Origin of the sequence: Macellibacteroides fermentans (assembly GCF_013409575.1) — a bacterium.
GTDB classification, from domain to species: Bacteria; Bacteroidota; Bacteroidia; order Bacteroidales; family Tannerellaceae; genus Macellibacteroides; species Macellibacteroides fermentans.
On sequence record NZ_JACCCY010000008.1, the window covers coordinates 1 to 19,045 of the forward strand.

The 19,045-nt window shown below is 46.5% G+C and carries 13 protein-coding genes; 7 read left to right on the top strand and 6 right to left on the bottom strand.

Annotated elements, in window-relative coordinates; genetic code table 11:
- Positions 1-1,615, bottom strand: a 1,615-nt coding sequence (locus F5613_RS15945; protein WP_394353479.1) for a glycoside hydrolase family 2 protein, incomplete at its 3' end; no start/stop codon positions are given.
- Positions 1,616-1,782: 167 nt separating this feature from the next.
- Positions 1,783-3,273 carry a S41 family peptidase gene (locus F5613_RS15950; RefSeq protein WP_179400494.1) on the bottom strand — a complete coding sequence of 497 codons (1,491 nt, stop codon included), beginning with the start codon at positions 3,271-3,273 and terminating at the stop codon, positions 1,783-1,785.
- A gap of 139 nt (positions 3,274-3,412) precedes the next feature.
- Between F5613_RS15950 and F5613_RS15955 the strand changes: the two genes are divergently transcribed.
- Entirely contained in the window at positions 3,413-4,375 is a 963-nt protein-coding gene (locus tag F5613_RS15955) for a calcium/sodium antiporter (protein WP_179400495.1), read from the top strand.
- 46 nt (positions 4,376-4,421) lie between these two features.
- Here F5613_RS15955 and F5613_RS15960 read toward each other — a convergent pair whose 3' ends face one another.
- The 4 genes from F5613_RS15960 to F5613_RS15975 all read right to left on the bottom strand — a co-directional run bounded on the left by F5613_RS15960 (position 4,422) and on the right by F5613_RS15975 (position 8,697).
- Positions 4,422-5,384, bottom strand: a complete 963-nt coding sequence (locus tag F5613_RS15960) for a UDP-GlcNAc--UDP-phosphate GlcNAc-1-phosphate transferase (RefSeq protein WP_179400496.1) — start codon at positions 5,382-5,384, stop codon at positions 4,422-4,424.
- A 299-nt stretch (positions 5,385-5,683) separates the two neighbouring features.
- Positions 5,684-6,328 (bottom strand): pyridoxamine 5'-phosphate oxidase, encoded by a 645-nt coding sequence (gene pdxH / locus F5613_RS15965; protein ID WP_179400497.1) that lies wholly within the window; start codon positions 6,326-6,328, stop codon positions 5,684-5,686.
- A gap of 76 nt (positions 6,329-6,404) precedes the next feature.
- Positions 6,405-7,682: a dicarboxylate/amino acid:cation symporter gene (locus tag F5613_RS15970; RefSeq protein WP_179400498.1), complete on the bottom strand. Its 1,278-nt coding sequence runs from the start codon at positions 7,680-7,682 to the stop codon at positions 6,405-6,407.
- A gap of 184 nt (positions 7,683-7,866) precedes the next feature.
- Entirely contained in the window at positions 7,867-8,697 is an 831-nt protein-coding gene (locus F5613_RS15975) for a metallophosphoesterase (RefSeq protein ID WP_246303448.1), read from the bottom strand.
- Positions 8,698-8,800: 103 nt separating this feature from the next.
- Between F5613_RS15975 and F5613_RS15980 the strand changes: the two genes are divergently transcribed.
- The 6 genes from F5613_RS15980 to F5613_RS16005 all read left to right on the top strand — a co-directional run bounded on the left by F5613_RS15980 (position 8,801) and on the right by F5613_RS16005 (position 18,651).
- Positions 8,801-10,075, top strand: coding sequence for a uracil-xanthine permease family protein (locus F5613_RS15980; protein WP_179400500.1), 1,275 nt, complete (start codon positions 8,801-8,803; stop codon positions 10,073-10,075).
- A 314-nt stretch (positions 10,076-10,389) separates the two neighbouring features.
- Entirely contained in the window at positions 10,390-12,114 is a 1,725-nt protein-coding gene (locus F5613_RS15985) for an FAD-dependent oxidoreductase (RefSeq protein ID WP_179400501.1), read from the top strand.
- 273 nt (positions 12,115-12,387) lie between these two features.
- Positions 12,388-13,272 (top strand): DMT family transporter, encoded by an 885-nt coding sequence (locus F5613_RS15990; protein WP_217697224.1) that lies wholly within the window; start codon positions 12,388-12,390, stop codon positions 13,270-13,272.
- A 37-nt stretch (positions 13,273-13,309) separates the two neighbouring features.
- Positions 13,310-13,870 (top strand): helix-turn-helix domain-containing protein, encoded by a 561-nt coding sequence (locus F5613_RS15995; RefSeq protein ID WP_179400502.1) that lies wholly within the window; start codon positions 13,310-13,312, stop codon positions 13,868-13,870.
- An 80-nt stretch (positions 13,871-13,950) separates the two neighbouring features.
- A complete protein-coding gene (locus F5613_RS16000; RefSeq protein WP_179400503.1) occupies positions 13,951-16,359 on the top strand; it encodes a heavy metal translocating P-type ATPase in 2,409 nt (802 codons plus the stop codon).
- An 87-nt stretch (positions 16,360-16,446) separates the two neighbouring features.
- Positions 16,447-18,651: a sodium-translocating pyrophosphatase gene (locus tag F5613_RS16005; protein ID WP_179400504.1), complete on the top strand. Its 2,205-nt coding sequence runs from the start codon at positions 16,447-16,449 to the stop codon at positions 18,649-18,651.
- Positions 18,652-19,045 lie beyond the last annotated feature (394 nt).

The window sequence follows — 19,045 nt, forward strand, 5'->3', positions numbered from 1 at the left end:
AGCGTGGCAGACGGGTATCCAATACTTCGAAGGGCTGAACGCCATACCATACACCCCAGTAATGACTGTCGCCCCAGCCCCAGGATTCGGGTCTGCCCCAGTTGGCCGAATCCGGCGAACTATGCAGATAGAAGCGGTCGGGATCCAGCTCCTTCACCTTGTTGGGCAGCAACGTGCGGAACAGCTTGTTGTATCCCGTAAACATACCCTGGTGTACCTCTTTACTGAATTTCTTATCCCAGCCCCAGTATTTGATGGCCTCAATGATTTCATTGTTTCCGCACCACATGGCAATGCTGGCATGATTACGTAAACGGCGTATGTTGTAATGCGCCTCCTGTTCAACCAGGTTTAAGAAGGCCGGATCTGAAGGATAGCTTGTACAGGCGAACATAAAGTCCTGCCACACCAATATCCCGTTCTCGTCGGCCAACTGGTAGAAGTAATCTTCTTCGTAGATACCTCCTCCCCAGATGCGGATCATGTTCATGTTGGCCGCCTTCACGTTGCGGAACAACCTGCGATAGTCCTCTTCCTTCACATTGTTAAGGATAATATCGCTTGGAATATAGTTGGCACCTTTGGCAAACAACGGAATACCGTTTACCTCGAAGTAAAACGATTTACCATCTTTGTCCTCCTCATTTACCACCCGTACGGTACGAAGTCCGCTGCGGCAGCTTACCTGGTCAATCACCTGTCCGCCTGCCTTGCGCACTTCTGTCTTAAAATCGTACAAGGTTGCCTCGCCCCAACCGTGAGGCATCCATAAAGAGGGGTTGAGGATAGTCATATCAGATTTTACCAGATTCTTGCCCGGAGTAAGCACTACCGGTACTTTGTTGACCATTACCTCCTGTCCCTTCAGCGAACAGGTAAATACAACCTCGGCCTGGGTGTCTGTGTCTTCGATGGAGTACACCTCCAGCTCATTGGAGATTTCGGCCTTGTTGCGGCTGATTGAAAGCTGACGGACGTAGTAATCCTTGATGTCGGCCACTTCGAACAACTTCAATTCGATTGGACGCCATACTCCACAGCCTACCATCCGGATTCCCCAGTCCCAACCGTAATGGTACGGAGCCTTTCTGGTAAACACACTGGTGTGCTTGTCGTGGTGATCATTATCGGCTGGATAATCGAACCCGTTGCTGTCCCATTGAGGGAGCGTCTTGTTTATGGGCGAATAGAAGTAAATATTCAATCTGTTTTCGCCTGCGCGGAGCACCTCTTTCACCGGTACTTCGTAACCTACAAACATATTTTCGGCTTTCAGGATAAGAGACCCGTTCAGATATACATCCGCATAGGTGTCCAACCCTTTAAATTCGAGCAATGCACCGCTATGGGCAACCTGCTCCTGCGTAAGGGTGAAGGAGGTGCGATACTCCCAGTCTTTGTCTTCCACCCACTGAACCTGCTGTTCGTTAGTCCCGAAAAAAGGATCGGGCAGAAGCTTCAGACGTAATAAGTCCTGATGCACCGTACCTGGCACAGTTGCCTCTTGCCACTTGTCTTTTCCCCCTTCAGAGAAGCTCCACCCTTTATCCAGATGAAGCACTTGCGAAGCCGGACTTTGCCCCAATGCTGAAAGTGCTGCAGCATATAACCCCATAAAAATTAATTTTAATCTTTTCATTGTATGTAAATTGACGTTTGATCCATTCTTTTCAGATTCGGAATGGACGTATGTGTAATATGGATCAACATGATTGCACAAATGTACAACAATCGTCTTATTTACGCAATGGGCACCCGGGGGCAGGCATCAGCAGATGTTTATTATCTGGCCGGAGACTGATTCTCTTTATTGAGTTTGTATCTGCCCGGAAGCTCGATCAGCTTATTGTTGAGCGCTCCCTTCCGACTGATGGCTTTGTCTACCGATTTAGGTCTGAACAGACTTACAGCAGCCTTGGTGGTAACCGATTCGCCGGTGATGAGCTGAATAGCTTTGGCTAGCAGAGGCTCGGCTTCGTCGCCCATAGCGTATCTGTCGAAAGGATCGTCCGCCACTTCATAATCCGGTTTAAAGCCGTCCGGCATACAGGCCGTATTTCCGTTTTTGTCGGCGTACCGGTACACCATGGTGTAAATGCCCCAATTCTTTAGTGCGGCATCCGGAGTTTCGTATATATCATCCGGAGTGAATACAATACCGCCACAGTACTTTCCGGCAGTCTGTTCGCCGATGGTAGTCACCTTGATATAGGGAGAAAGTCCCGTTATGGTAGCTTCGGAGGCTGATGCCGTATTTCCCGATACCAGTACGAACAATCTGCTGAGGTTCAGGTTTGCACTTTCTACCGAGAGATTTACCTTTTTACTATCCTCATCTTCGTAGTTATAGGTGTAGGAAAAGTATTCATCCAGATCTTCACCCTGTTTTTTCCAATAAGCCGTATAGTCATCGTTCCAGATTTGTTTCAGGAATATCTGTTTTCCCGACACAACCGAAGCCGGTGCAAGCATACTGCTCAATATCTGCGAGGTGAGGGAATATCCACCCAGATTATAACGCAGGTCTAAAATCACATCCGTAACCCCGGAGGCTTTAAAAGACTGCAATACTTCCAGCAGCTTTTCGTGGGATTTAAGGGTGTAATCCGTATAAAAGAGATAACCTATCTTACTGCTTCCTTTGTTAATCACCTTGTAAGTATTGACCGGTTCCTGATACATGGAGACGGCCGTAAGCGATATGGTTTTATTATTCAGACTAATTACATTCCCGTTTAATGCGGCCATCCCGAGGGTGACCGACGAAGAATAGAACAAATCATAATAATTACTTGTGGTTATATCGGTTCTGTTCATTTGTAAAATCAAATCGCCTCTTTTCATTCCTGCTTTTTCGGCAGGTGTACCCGGATATACGAACTGTACCACCGCAAAGCATTGATTAGATGTATTTGAGAAAAGATAGACTCCCAGAGAATATCCGTAAGAGGTACCTTCGCCTGCAAAGCTATCTGTAAGACCCTTTGCATCATCCGTAAGGGAAGTCCATCGGTCGGCCGAGTACCTGATACTGTCCACCATAGCTACCGGATCCTTTATTTTAGTAACATCTACTGATTTGATTGTAGAGCTCCACAGGTATACATCCTGCAGCACATCGATTGCAAACTGCGTAACTTTTTGAGTCTCTTTGGGTACAACTTCTTTTGCGGGTTCGTCGATAGGGTTATCGTCTTTGCTGCAGCTTTGAAAAAACAGGGTTCCAGTAATTGCTGCAAATAAAATGATTAAAATCCGGTAGTTCTTTTGCATACGATTAAATAGGTGTATTATGTGAACTACAAAATTAATATATATTTATTCTCGGCCAACTATTTGCGATCATTGTTGAGCAGGCAAAATAAATTATTATCTGAACTTTCTATATATTTGCATAAAATTTGAAAAGTTTATGGACATACTACTACTTATCGGAGGATTACTCCTTATTCTACTTGGGGCAAACGGACTTACAGATGGGGCTGCTTCCATTGCCAAGCGGTTCAATATTCCATCCATTGTAATTGGTCTTACTATTGTTGCCTTTGGAACTTCCACGCCCGAGCTAACGGTCAGCATATCGTCTGCAATGAAAGGAAGTTCGGACATTGCGATCGGGAACGTGGTGGGAAGCAATATCTTTAATATTCTGTTTATCGTTGGTTGTACTTCCCTGGTGGCACCTATCGTAATTACGCGCAACACACTTCGGAAAGAGATACCCCTTTGCATATTGTCGTCTGTAGTGCTGCTGGTGATTGCAAATGATGTGCTGCTTGATAAGGGCGCTTCCAACATCTTAAGTACAACGGATGGGATACTATTGCTCTGTTTTTTCCTGATTTTCCTGTCTTATACTTTTGCCATAGCGCTGGATGGTAAATCTCAGGCAACCGACGAGGAGAATAACATAAAGCAGATGCCCATGCTTAAATCTGTACTATTTATAATCGGAGGATTGTGTGGGTTGGTCTATGGCGGTCAGCTTTTTGTAGATGGAGCCATAAACATTGCCCGTTCATTGGGGGTGAGTGAGTCTGTAATTGGTCTTACCCTGGTAGCATTAGGAACTTCGCTGCCAGAACTGGCCACCTCTATTGTAGCTGCTCTAAAGAAGAATCCGGAAATTGCAATTGGGAATGTAATAGGTAGTTGTTTATTTAACGTCTTCTTTATTCTGGGCTGTAGTTCGGCAATCACACCCATGAATATTATAGGTATCACTAACATCGATCTGCTGGTGCTTGTAGGTGCAAGTATCCTGATGTGGTTTTTTGGGCTCTTTTTTGCCAAGCGTACCATCAACCGGACCGAAGGAGCTTTCTTTGTATTATGTTATGTAGCCTATACAGTCTACCTGATTTATAATGCATAAATTTCATCAATAAATAAAAAGAGGCACTTCAACAAGGTGCCTCTTTTTATTTATGTGTATGATGAATCAGATTGCAATGTTTGCGGATAAACGTAATATATGCAACCGTAAGCAACAGAATTACAATGCCCAGATACCACCATCGGTAGGGATAAAACAGTTCATAACCGGCAAATATGATAGCTTGTGCAGCAGCATAGATTGCCGATACAAAGATTTGTGGAAAATTCAGCTTGTAAACAATGATCTGGTACACGTACTGAAAATGGGGACAACCCTTTTTCCGATGCCTTATCAATCCATGAATGGCAGATAAAAGAGTATCCATTCCGTATACGAGCAGTAGCACCAAATGGCTTATATCCTGAGTTTCCAAAATCAATTTACCGACCAAAAACAGTACGATAAGACCAATGGATGCAGAACCCACCATTCCGGAGAAACTAACCGCTTTATATCTGAAATTAAAGAAACTAAAGATAATAATAGATAGTAAAATAATATACAGGAAACGTTGATCAGTAAATGGGGTGAATTTTTGGTTCAGATAGGCCAGAATTATAATAACAACAAAGCTGTAGGCTCCGGTGATACCGTTTATTTTATTCATGTTACGGTACGAATTTATAACTGCAACACATACAACTAAAGCCGGTATTATATACCACAGCGGATAGTCAGTAAATAGACCTAATTCCATAAACATGAGGAGTAATCCGCTAGAAATGAGTAGCTTACGCTTCCATTCCTTAAGGGGATGCATATCGTTGGCAAATCCTGTAATAGCTGCAACAGTCAAACCTGCAAAGAACCAAGGGTAAGGAAAGCCATACCATATACAGTAAATAAGAGCAGCCATATAAAATATCACACCCCCTCCGCGCCAGGTGGTACGTTGCTGAAAATTCTTTTGTTCCGGACGTACTACCAGCTTCAGTTGATCTGCTATTTTAAAATAAATAAGCTCTGCAACTAAAAGCAACACAGTAATAATTAAATAAATCCACATAGCGTTTACACTCGTATATGATCAAAAAAAAGAATAGGGAACTGCGATTAACGGTTTTAAACGGTAATTAATAGGACAAATGTGCAAATAATTTTAAAGAAATACACAAAATTATTTAAATATTTTTTGAAACAGATTCGTTTTAATCAATGGGGTGGTTGTGTTATGTTTTTTAGATAGATATGATGTTATTTGTCAGGATAGTTTGCTCTATATGCTAAAGATTGATTTTGAGTAATCAACCTTTAGCAGGACAGGTTTTAACCTGTATAATAATCTTTTTAATTGTATTTGTCTTGTTATGGTGCAAGTCGTTCTATGGTCCATGTATTGTCTGCTTGCAGAGTATAAAGAAACCGGTCGTGGAGGCGGCTTTCGCGACCTTGCCAGAATTCAATTCGGTGCGGCGTTACGGCATAACCACCCCAGTTGGCTGGTCTTTCAACTTCGCGACCGATATAGCGAAGTGACTCCTGCATAAACGATTTTACTATTACACCCCGGTTGGGTATAGGATGACTTTGAGGCGATACACGGGCTCCAATTCGGCTCTTATAAGGGCGAGTCCTGAAGTAGGCATCCGACTCCTGTGGTGAAACCTTCTGGGCAATCCCTTCTACATGAACCTGTCTCTCCAGCTGATGCCAGAGAAAGGTGAGGGAGATGTATGGATTATTGGCCAGGTGACTCCCTTTGCGGCTTTCGTAGTTGGTATAGAATACAAACTGTCCGTCGCGCAACTCTTTAAGCAGCACACAACGGGTGGAAGGTCTTCCTTCGGGAGATACGGTGCCAATCAGCACGGCTGTAGGTTCGTCTACTCTAGAGGAGATGGCTTCGTCCAGCCATTTACGGAACTGATCCAATGGATTTTCGTTCAAATCCCTTCTTCGTAGTCCACCTTTGGTGTAATCTCTGCGTATATCGGCTATATTTGTTTTCATTCTGTACGGCATTTGTATTTGTAAAGCAACAAATCCGGGGCAGTAATAGTTCCGGATCAGGCTCTTTCTTCCTTTTTTATGAAATTTGTTTGTTATTCTGGGTGTCTACAATGGCTGCTACAGTAGCATCTCCGGTTACGTTTACTGCCGTGCGGAGCATATCCAGCGGTCTGTCAATACCCAGAATTAGAGCCAGCCCTTCGGGAGGAATACCCACAGATGCCAGCACCATGGTAAGGATAACATAGCTGCCTCCTGGAATGCTGGGCGTTCCTATGGAAGAGATGATCGTCATTAATATAATCGTAAACAGCTGCATAAGCGTAAGGTCTATGCCTATCACCTGGGCGATAAACAAAACGGCTATTGCCTGATAACAGCTTGTTCCGTCCATGTTAATTGTTGCTCCCACCGGAAGTACAAAAGAGGTAACCTCGTTAGAAACTCCCAGCTTGTTTTCGGTAGTCTCCAAATTGAGCGGCAACGTAGCGGCGCTCGAGCTGGTTGTAAAGGCAAACAGCTGCACCGGATACATCGTCTTGATAAAGAAGTTGGGCTTCATTTTGGTAAACAGATAGATAAGTGTGGGATAGAACACACTTATAAGAAACAAGAGTCCGCCTACTACGGTTATCGCATAAACCGCCAACGCCCCGAACATACTGAGGTTTCCCGAAAAATCGATAACCAGTCCTGCCATAAGAGCCGTAACTCCATAGGGAGCGAACATAATCACAAAGTCGATTACCTTCAATAGAATATGATACAGCGAATCGAACAGCTGTTCAACCGGGACAATCTTTGTTCTCTCGATGCACAGGGCAGCTATCCCGAAAAGAACAGCGAAGAAGATTACCTGCAGCATCTTTCTGTTATCACTTGTTGCAGCCACGAAGTTATCCGGAACCACCTCCTCGAGGAAGGAGAGGGGACCACTGTTCTTCATTGTATCTGCTTCGGCCTTTTTCTGTTCCACAACAGATTTGTAATTCTCCTGCATGGAAACAACCGTTTGGCGGTCAACGAACTGCCCCGGACGAACAACGAGTCCCAGCGACATACCTACGGTTACAGCAAAGGCTGTAGTGAGCAGGTAGAGAATAATCGTGCGGATACCGATGCGAGAGAATTTACCGATATCCGACAATCCAATCACTCCTTTAACCAGCGAAACAAATACCAGAGGAACGGCAATGAGTTGCAGCAAACGGATAAATACTTGTCCCCACGGACGTACCCAGTTATTTACGAATCCGGTTTGCTGAAATGTGAGGGCTGCGATGCCTATCAGTACACCAGCCAGCATCCCAATCAATATCTTAGCATATAAAGGAACGGCAAATTTAAAGCTCATCTGTTTAATATTAGAGTGATTGTTGATTGGTAAAAATAGAAGAAAGCAAATACATATGCAAGTATTAATGTAAAATAGATACCAAAAAATGCATTTCAGTATCTATTTGGATGTATTTTGCCTGCGGTCGGGTTTTAGGATGCTTAGCCGGGAATCATCGTAACAACCTATAGTTATAATAAAACTACAGCTCCACAATAGCAGGCACTTCGTCCAGCGGATAGTAAGTGGATTCTACCTTGTCGGGATACACCTTCACGATACGCAATCCGGATTTCTCCTTTCCAATCTGCATCCCCACAGCACTAGTGCCGGTTATACGGAAGTTGCCGTGTTGACCATTGGAGTTATAGTGAAGGTGGCCGGCAAACTGGTCGCTTACATTGAACCGGTTGAACAGATTGAGGTAATCGTTGCGTTTAGCCAACGGGAAGTTATCGTACTTATCGGCTTCATCTGCCGAGTGCACAAAAACAGGATGGTGACCAAACAATATGCGGTGGGTGCATTTTTGTGAATTCTCCAATACTTTGGTAAGCCACACAAGTTGGGATTGTTCTGCCTCTTTTACGTCTGCCCAGATAATTTGGGTGTTGATGCCTATAAAGCAGGTACCGTTCATCTGGAACGAGAAACAATCGTAACCGTAGGTGTCTATGTAACCAGCAAGAGAGGCGGAGGTGGGCTGCTGACCAACATCATGGTTTCCGGGAGTCAGGTATACGGGAATATCTTTGCGCAGAGTGGCAAGGATGCGTTTAAATTCTTTTATTTGATCGGCATTGTTGCCTTCGTTTACCAAATCGCCCGTCACAACTACAAAGCCCGGATTGAGTTTGTTTATTTGTTTAACAGCCTTTTCCATCAAGGCAGTCTCCTTATCGAATGAGGCGTTTTTGTTGATCATCCCGAACTGAGGATCGGTAAGCTGAATAAAATAGAAGGGAGTTTGTGCAGATATACCCAGCGAAAAGAGTATGCCCAACAAAAAGAGTGTCGTTTTTTTCATATTCATATCGGTATGTTTAAAAGTTTGCCGGTAAAGATAAATTAAAATAATGATACTGATTAGGGAAATTCGTTATCTTTAGCCTTGTAAATTTACGAAACGAACGTGTATGAACTACGGATTGAACGACAGGATGCCTTTATTTCCCTTGCTGCTGTACGGTTTACAGTGGTTGGTGATATCCATTCCATCCATCATTATATTAGGTGCGGTAACTGCCTCGATGAATCAGGAGGGGGCAGCCCAGCAGATTCTTTACATCCAAAAATTAGTTGCCACAGTGGGAGGGGGACTTATTATCCAGATGCTGTGGGGGCATCGTCTGCCTTTGGTGATGGGACCGGCTTCGGTGTTGTTGGTGGGGATTATTTCGGCTACTGCAGCTCATGCCGATGCCGTAAATACAGCCATCGTATTGGGAGGTGCTTTGTTGTTCGGTTTGGGTATAAGTGGGATGTTCGATAAAGTTCAGTCGGTTTTCACTCCCCGTATTGTGACTGTTATCCTTGCATTGATCGCCTTCACCTTGTCGCCCGTCATCGTACGCATGTTGTTTGGCCGCACAACCGATGTGCTTTTTAATTTTATATTGGCCCTTTCGCTTTCGCTGGTTATGATCTACCTTAACAACCGGCTTCCGGGAATGTGGCGGTCGATGGTGGTTTTTATGGGATTGGTTGTCGGTACGGCGGTCTGCTTCCTGGCAAAAGGTCCACTGTTTCCTGCGGAGATCGGCTCTGTGTCTGCGTTTTCGGCCGATTGGTTTGATTTTAGCTTCCAGCTTGACGGCGGGGTGTTACTCTCTTTTCTTTTCTGCTATATGGCGCTGATTGTAAATGAACTAGGCTCCATTCAATCGGTTGGACAACAGATCAAAGCCGATAAGCTGAATGAACGGAGCAGGAGAGGCATCTCGGTAACAGGACTATTTAATTCACTGTCGGGATTGCTCGGAGTGATCGGTCCGGTGGACTACTCCTTAAGTCCCGGTGTAATAGCAGCCACCGGTTGTGCCTCCAGGTTTCCGCTGATCCCTGCCGGAGTGGGACTAATCATGATAGCCTTCATGCCTTCGTGGCTGGTTTTTATCAGTGCTATTCCGGAGGTTATTCTGGGAACCATTTTGTTGTATCTTATGGGTTCGCAGCTTACGGCTGCCCTACAGATGATGGCTCGTGAGAAATCGGTTTCTTCCTTCAACAGCGGTCTGATTATCGGTTTTCCGCTCATGGTTGCCCTTGTAATCTCCTTTGCCCCTGAACAGGCCCTTGCAGAATTACCTCCGCTTATCAGACCTATTCTTGGGAATGGATTCGTAATGGGAACCCTCACCGTCTTGCTATTAGAACACGTTATATTCAAAGATAAAAAAAAGAGCTTCTAACGGATAGCTCGGTTATTCTTAGAAGAGTAATTGTGTTAAAAGTGTTTCTGTTTAAAAGAGGTGCTTCCAATAACTACCAGCTTCGGTATTTATAAAAGAAGTGTAAATTAAAAATACCGATTATTTGTTTTTTTCAAATTTATACCCTATGTTTGTTGCCGAAACCTAGCCGTACGCCTTACTCTCTTTCGTGGGGGCACGTGATACGGATATTATAAAGAATTTCTCCCCTATTTGATCCTATTATTATATGACTGACAAAACGATGCTTTGTCGGAATTCATTTGTTTTCCTTATGATTTAAAATAATTAATATGGATCGTAGAAATTTTATTGAACGTCTTACCATGGGAGGAGGAGCACTTGCCACATCTTCTTTGATGGGGTTTTCTGTTCCGGAGAATCAACAGACAAAACGTATTAAACGAGAGGAGTCGGACCAGAAGCTTACTGCCGATGTAGTGATAATAGGTGCCGGTCTGGGAGGTTGTGCTGCTGCTTTTTCGGCTTTACGCAACAACCTTACAGTAGTGCTTACCGAAGAGACCGATTGGGTAGGCGGACAGCTTACGCAACAGGGCGTTCCACCCGACGAGCACATGTGGATTGAAACACATGGCGCCCCTCAGCTTTACCGCGACTTCAGAACAGCCATCCGTGCGTATTATAAAAAGAACTATCCGCTCACAGAGCAGGCTAAGGCTGTTCAGTACCTCAATCCGGGTTCCGGATCTGTGTCTAAGCTCTGTCACGAACCCCAGGTGGCAGTAAGCGTACTTATGGAGATGATGGCACCTTATATAAGTGCGCAGAAGCTGGTTCTGCTTACGGAGCACAAAGTAGTGAATGCTACTGTGGAAAAGGATGAGGTGCGTTCCGTAAATGTGAAGAACCTCCGCAACAAGCAGACCGTAACACTTTCCGGATCCTATTTTGTGGATGCCACCGAGTTGGGCGACCTGCTGCCACTTACGGGTACCGAGTACGTTACGGGTACCGAATCGAAGGCACAGACCAACGAGCTGCATGCTCCGGACAAGGCAAACCCCAAGAACAACCAGGCGTTTACCATGTGTTTTGCCATAGACTATGCACCGGGAGAAGATTGGACCATCAAAAAGCCGGCCGAATACGACTTTTGGAAGGAGTTTGTTCCCAAGATGAGAATTCCATGGTCTGGTAAGATGATAGGGTTGCACTATTCGGATCCGCGTACGCTGAAACCTAAAGAGCTGGGTTTCCACCCTGACGGTCGACAGATGGGCAGTATGTTGAATTTATGGAACTACCGCAAGATAATAAACCGTGAGAATTTTGTTCCGGGCTTCTACAAAGGAGATATAACCATTGTTAACTGGCCGCAGAACGATTATGTACTGGGTGATATTGTAGACGTAAGCGAAGAGGTGTTCAACAAACATGTGTACAGAGCCAAACAGCAGAGTCTTTCGCTGTTATACTGGCTGCAGACCGAGGCTCCGCGTCCCGACGGGGGCAAGGGTTGGCCGGGTGTGCGATTGCGTAAGGATATAATGGGTACAGACGACGGACTGGCAAAGTATCCCTATATTCGCGAAGCAAGACGTATCAAGGCTTTGTTTACCGTGTTGGAAGAACACGTAGGTGCCGAAAACCGTGCTAAGGTTACGGGGCAGACTACCGGACTCACGTCTGCACCTTTCTACGACAGCGTAGGGGTAGGGTATTACCACATCGATCTTCACCCCAGCAGCGATGGAGAGAACTACCTCGATTTCGGTTCGTTGCCTTTCCAGATACCTTTAGGATCACTTATCCCGGTTCGCATGAAGAACTTGCTTCCGGCCAACAAAAATATCGGTACCACCCATATAACCAACGGTTGTTTCCGTCTGCATCCAGTAGAATGGAGTATCGGCGAGGCAGTGGGAATGCTGGTATCTTATTCGCTGGATAAGAAAGTCACACCACGTAACGTACGCGAAAACGCATCCATGTTAAAAGAATTTCAGGATTTTATCCGTTCGCAAGGTATCGAAACCGAATGGAAGAAGGCCTGATTGCTTTAACAATCGGATAAAGATCGGATTACAAGCCAACTGAATTGCAACGGATCTCAATAGGATAACAATCAGATTAAACGAATAGCAATCAGATAACGATTAGCTAACAATCAGATAGCACGAAGGAGGATACCTGTCTTACGATGGGTATCCTTTCTTTTATTTCGAGGAAACTGCTGTAGGTAAAGTTGTTTTAACTACTTTTGTAGCATTATATGAAGTTGCAGTTCCTCTACAATGATAAATAAAGAGATAAAAATGTCGCACCTCATGGCAGGTGTAACATCCATAGTCTGGGGTACAACCCTGGTGTCTTCCAAAGTCTTATTGCATTACGGTCTTACACCGGCACAAATAATGCTGTACCGTTTTATAATAGCCTACCTCTTTTTGTGGATATTGTATCCACGCACCCACCGTATTAAAAGCGTGAAAGACGAACTCTCTTTTCTTTCCATCGGCTTTTTTGGGGGTACGTTGTACTTCCTGCTTGAAAATACGGCGTTGGAGTACACACAGGCTACCAACGTGGGACTAATCTGTGCAACGGTTCCGTTGCTTACGGCTATGCTGGCTCATCTGTTTATGAAAGGTGTCCGGCTGAGTCGTTATATCCTTGCCGGATCCATACTATCCCTTGCCGGAGTTGCCCTGGTGGTGTTTAACGGTAATTTTATCCTCAAGCTCAATCCGCTGGGCGACCTGCTCACCTTTGGAGCCGCCTTCAGTTGGGCGGTTTATTCCATCTTGATACGTCACATCAGCGGACGATACAACGTGCTGTTTATCACCCGTAAACTCTTTCTGTACGGACTGCTCACCTTATCGCCTTACTTCCTGTTTCAGCCTTTCGGAGCACCGCTCAAAACCCTTCTGATACCCGAAGTTGCGGCCAATCTGTTGTTTCTGGGAGTGATAGCCTCTTCGCTGTGCTACGTAATGTGGAGTGTGGCCATCAAGAACCTGGGCCCGATAACCACCAATAATTACATCTACCTGCTTCCTTTTATCACCATGCTAACGGCTGCCGTCGTGCTGGATGAAAAGATTACGATGTTCGTAATTATAGGAGCGTTGCTTATCATCGGAGGGGTATGGTATGCCGAAAACGGACATAAGGTGGTGCTTCGAGGCAAAAGGGTGCTGAACAGTTAAGGCCTCCTTTCTGTTTATTAGCTATAATCCGGATGATATGAAACTTTATATACGAAATATGGTCTGCAACCGCTGCATCATGGTGGTGCGGTCGGAGTTGGAAAAGGCCGGCTTCAACCCTCTGCACGTAGGGTTAGGCGAGGTTGAGCTGGAAGGAGAGCTGACTGAAGCAGAGAAAGTGAGCCTGAATGAACGGCTCGCCGCGCTGGGCTTTTCGCTGATAGACGACAAGCGGAGCCGTATCATCGAGAAGATAAAGAATCTTATTACGGAGCTGGTTTATCAGAAAAACAACGAACTTAGGTCCAACCTGTCCGATTACCTTTCTGATGCACTGCGGTCCGACTATTCATCACTCAGCAACCTGTTTGCTCAGATCGAGAATACCACCATCGAACATTACTACATCGCCCAGAAAATAGAACGGGTGAAGGAGTTGCTTGTGTACGACGAGCTGTCACTCAGCGAAATTGCCGATATGTTGCACTATAGCAGTGTTTCACACGTAAGCAAGCAGTTTAAGCAGGTTACGGGTCTGACCCCTACACACTACAAACAACTCAAGGAAAATAAACGCCGTCCCCTGGACGAACTCTGAAACTATACAAATCGTTTCCATAATTGTATAACGCAGATTCCCTCTTTGCATCGGATATTTGCAATAAAAAAGAGAAGATTATGAAACATACGTATCTGGTTACAGGAATGAGTTGCAACGGTTGCCGCACAAGGGTGGAGAAGGCCCTTAATACGGTGGACGGTGCAACGGTAAATGTCACTTTGGATCCGCCGCTGGCAACTGTGACTGCCGATAAAGAGATTGAGTTATCCCAACTGCAACAAGCCCTGCGCGAGATAGGACATTATGAACTGTCGGAGACTGAGTTGGACGAAAACGGCATGCCCCCTGCCTGCTGCAGCGGACATACCCATTCGCACACCTATCCGGAGAAGACCGTCTCCAGCAGCAGCGAAGGTATCTATTACTGCCCCATGCAGTGCGAGGGAGATAAAATGTACAACGAGCCGGGCAGCTGCAAAGTGTGCGGTATGGACTTAGTGGCGGCTGTTACCGCTGGTGACGACGAGGAGGACAGCTCCTATACCTCCTTAAAAAGGAAATTCAAGATCGCGTTACTCTTTACCATCCCTATTTTTGTACTCTCCATGGGCGATATGCTTCCCGGCAGACCCGTATCATCGGTGTTGCCTCATACATTGAACAACTGGCTGCAGTTTGCTCTCTCGTTGCCGGTGGTGTTCTATGCTGCATGGATGTTTTTCCAAAGAGCCTGGGTGTCGGTAAAAAGTTGGAATCTCAATATGTTCACCCTTATCGGTCTGGGTGCCGGAGCCGCCTTTATCTTCAGTCTGGTTGGGCTATTAGCACCGGACCTGTTCCCTCATCAGTTTACCGGCCATGGTGGAACGGTGCACCTCTATTTCGAATCCACCACGGTAATCCTCACATTGGTATTGCTCGGTCAGTTGCTGGAAGCCCGTGCACACAAGCAGACCACCAGCGCCATCAAGGCCCTGCTTAAACTGGCGCCTACGGAAGCTACCCTCGCAGATGGCACTGTGATTCCGGTGGATCAGATAAAGAAAGGCGATATCCTGCGGGTGAAGCCGGGCGAGAAGATCCCGGTGGATGGCATAATAACCGAAGGCCAGGCGGTGGTGGATGAGTCCATGATTACCGGCGAACCTGTTCCGGTGGATAAATCCACAGGTAGCCGGGTGAGTGCCGGTACCATAAACAGTACCCGTTCCTTCCTGATGCAGGCCGAAAAGGTAGGCTCTGAAACCCTGCTTTCACAGATCATTGAGATGGTACGTACAGCCAGCCGTTCACGGGCACCCATCCAGAACCTGGCCGATAAGATAGCCGGATACTTTGTGCCAGTCGTGTTCATCGTCTCCGTTATCACCTTTATCGTATGGGCGGTTGCCGGTCCGCAGCCCTCCTACGTATACGCCTTTGTGAATGCCCTGGCGGTACTTATCATTGCCTGCCCCTGTGCTTTGGGACTGGCAACGCCTATGGCCGTAATGGTTGGGGTAGGTAAGGGGGCCCAGCAGGGAGTCCTTATTAAAAATGCCGAGTCGCTGGAGAAGCTCAACCGTATGGATGTGCTGATAACGGACAAGACCGGCACTCTTACCCAGGGTAAACCCTCGGTGGAAAAGGTGGTGGCTTTCGACGGCTTCGATCCTGCGCAGTTAGTATATTACATGGCCTCGTTGAACAGCCACAGCGAACACCCGTTGGCCCAGGCCATCGGAACCTATGCAAAGGAGCAGAACCTGCAGCCGGGAACCGTTACCGGTTTCGAATCCCTTACAGGCAAAGGACTGGTGGGGACGGTAGACGGCAAACGCCTGACTCTGGGCAATGCCGTACTGATGGAGTCGATGCAAATAGCCGTTCCCGACACCTGGAGACAGAAGGTGGAAGAGGAACAGCTGCAGGGCAAAACCGTATCCTACTTCGCGATGGAGGGGCAGTCGGCTGCCTTTATCTCCATCTCTGACCCTGTAAAAAGCACCAGTAGGGAGGCCATCCGCCTGTTGCAATCGGAGGGAGTAGAGGTGGTGATGCTTACCGGTGACAATCATAATACTGCCAAATCCGTGGCCGATGCCTTGCACCTCGATTCGTTCAAGGCCGGTTGTCTGCCCGAAGACAAGCTGTCGTATATCAAACAGCTGCAGGCACAGGGTAAAGTGGTAGCCATGGCTGGCGACGGCATCAACGACGCCCCCGCACTGGCCCAGGCCAACATCGGCATCGCCATGGGAACCGGAACCGATGTAGCTATCGAAAGTGCCGGAATCACCCTTTTGAAAGGCGACCTGATGGGTATTGTGAAGGCCCGGAAACTAAGCGCGCTTGTGATGAAGAATATAAAGCAGAACCTCTTCTTTGCCTTCTTCTACAATGCCCTTGGTATACCCGTTGCCGCCGGAGTGCTGTACCCCGTATTCGGTCTGCTGCTTTCACCCATGATTGCCGCCGCCGCCATGAGTTTCAGCTCCGTATCGGTAATCTCTAATTCATTAAGGCTCAGAAAAAGTAAATTATAATTTGCATCATTTTTTTCTCCGGAAAATAGGTATAGTTACATTCTTTTTTATCTACTTTTACAGAGTTAAACTTAAATTCTAGTAGAAATGATAACACCTATTTTCTGGATTGTGCCCATCGCCTCTCTGTTGGCTCTTTCTTTGGCATTTTTCTTCTACAAACAGATGATGAAGGAAAGCGAAGGTACTGAAATGATGGCGAAAATTGCATCTCACGTACGTGAAGGAGCAATGTCTTATCTGAAGCAGCAATACAAGGTTGTTGCTTCTGTATTTGTGGTTCTTGTTATTTTATTTGCTATTATGGCCTTTGGCTTCGGGGTGCAGAACGAGTGGGTACCCGTTGCCTTCCTTACCGGAGGTTTCTTTTCCGGATTGGCCGGTTTCTTAGGAATGAAAACAGCAACGTATGCCTCTGCCAGAACGGCAAATGCAGCCCGCACATCACTCAATAAAGGGTTGCAGATCGCCTTCCGTAGCGGTGCCGTAATGGGACTCGTGGTTGTTGGTCTGGGCTTGCTGGACATCTCTTTCTGGTACGTTCTGCTTAATTCGGTGATTCCTGCCGAAGCTATGGACCCTACGCACAAACTCTCCATCATCACAACCACCATGCTTACCTTCGGTATGGGAGCCTCCACCCAGGCCCTGTTTGCCCGTGTGGGTGGTGGTATCTATACCAAGGCTGCCGATGTGGGAGCCGACCTGGTAGGGAAGGTGGAAGCCGGTATCCCCGAAGACGATCCGCGTAACCCGGCTACCATAGCCGACAATGTGGGCGACAATGTGGGTGACGTTGCCGGTATGGGTGCCGACTTGTACGAATCTTACTGCGGTTCTATCCTGGCTACCGCCGCCTTGGGTGCAGCAGCCTATGTGGCCACCGGTAATGTAGAAATGCAATACAAGGCGGTTATCGCCCCGATGCTTATTGCGGCGGTGGGTATTGTGCTCTCTATCCTGGGTATCTTTGCGGTACGTACTAATGAGAATGCCACCATTAAGAATTTGTTACGTTCGCTGGCCGTGGGAACCAATCTCAGCTCGGTGCTGATTGCCATTTCCACCTTCGGTATCTTATATATGCTGCAGCTCGAAAACTGGTTCTGGGTAGCCTGTTCCGTTATCACCGGTCTGCTGGTTGGTATTATTATCGGACAGTCTACGGAATACTATACATCCCAGTCCTACCGTCCCACCCAGCGTATTTCGGAAGCCGGTAAAACCGGTCCGGCTACGGTTATCATTTCGGGTATCGGATTAGGAATGATATCTACCGCCATTCCCGTTGTGGCCGTTGCCACGGGGATCATCCTCTCGTACCTGTTTGCTTCGGGCTTCGACTTTGCCAACGCTTCCATGGGACTTTACGGTATCGGTATCGCTGCAGTCGGTATGTTGTCTACGCTGGGTATCACCCTGGCTACCGACGCTTACGGACCTATTGCCGACAATGCCGGAGGTAATGCCGAGATGTGCGGATTGGGTAAAGAGGTGCGTAAACGTACCGATGCTCTGGATTCACTGGGTAACACCACCGCTGCCACCGGAAAAGGCTTTGCCATCGGATCGGCTGCATTAACCGGACTGGCCTTGCTTGCCTCCTATATTGAAGAAATCAAGATAGGACTTATCCGCATTGGTCAGACTGTACTCAATTTTGCCGACGGACGCGAGATCCCCATCCACAAGGCAACCTTCACCGACTTTATGTACTACTATGATGTAACCCTGATGAATCCCAAGGTGCTGGCTGGTATGTTCCTGGGTTCTATGATGGCCTTCCTGTTCTGCGGACTCACCATGAATGCTGTGGGTCGCGCTGCCGGACACATGGTAGAAGAGGTACGCCGTCAGTTCCGCGAAATTAAAGGAATCCTTACCGGCGAAGGCGAACCCGATTATGCCCGCTGCGTAGAGATCTCCACCAAAGGCGCACAGCACGAGATGATATTCCCCTCCCTGCTGGCCATCATCGCACCCATCGTAACCGGACTTATCTTTGGGGTAACCGGTGTGATCGGACTGCTTATCGGCGGACTAAGCTCCGGCTTTGTACTAGCTATCTTTATGGCTAATGCCGGTGGCGCGTGGGACAATGCCAAGAAATACGTAGAAGAAGACAACTTGGGCGGTAAAGGCGGAGATGTACACAAAGCCACTGTAGTAGGCGACACTGTAGGCGATCCATTTAAAGACACATCCGGCCCAAGTCTAAACATCCTTATCAAGCTTATGAGCATGGTAGCCATCGTAATGGCCGGCCTAACCGTAGCCTGGAGCCTGTTCTGATCTACCTAGGTTCCTAACGTAATAAAATAAATCACCTCCTGTTACACAGCTAACTTGCGTGACTGGGGGTGATTTATTTTATTATGATTTAATAGATAGCAATGTTTTGCCTATTGCCATCCTATAAATTAAAACCTCATTAATGAATGAAATCTAATTCATTAATGAGCTAAAAATCGACTTTATGAATATAGTACTCCCTCTTTTTCGACCACTTGATCAGCCTTTTACCTATATGAAGGCCTTTTAATATTTTTATTCGTTTTTTTCTTTTCAATGCTTTTTTAAGGTATGAGTAGATTCATGCAAGGCCAACCCGTAGCTTTAGCGAAGGGTTGTTCATTTTAGCCTTTCAAGAATCGGAGCATACCTTTTCTTTGCATTTAAAAGAAAA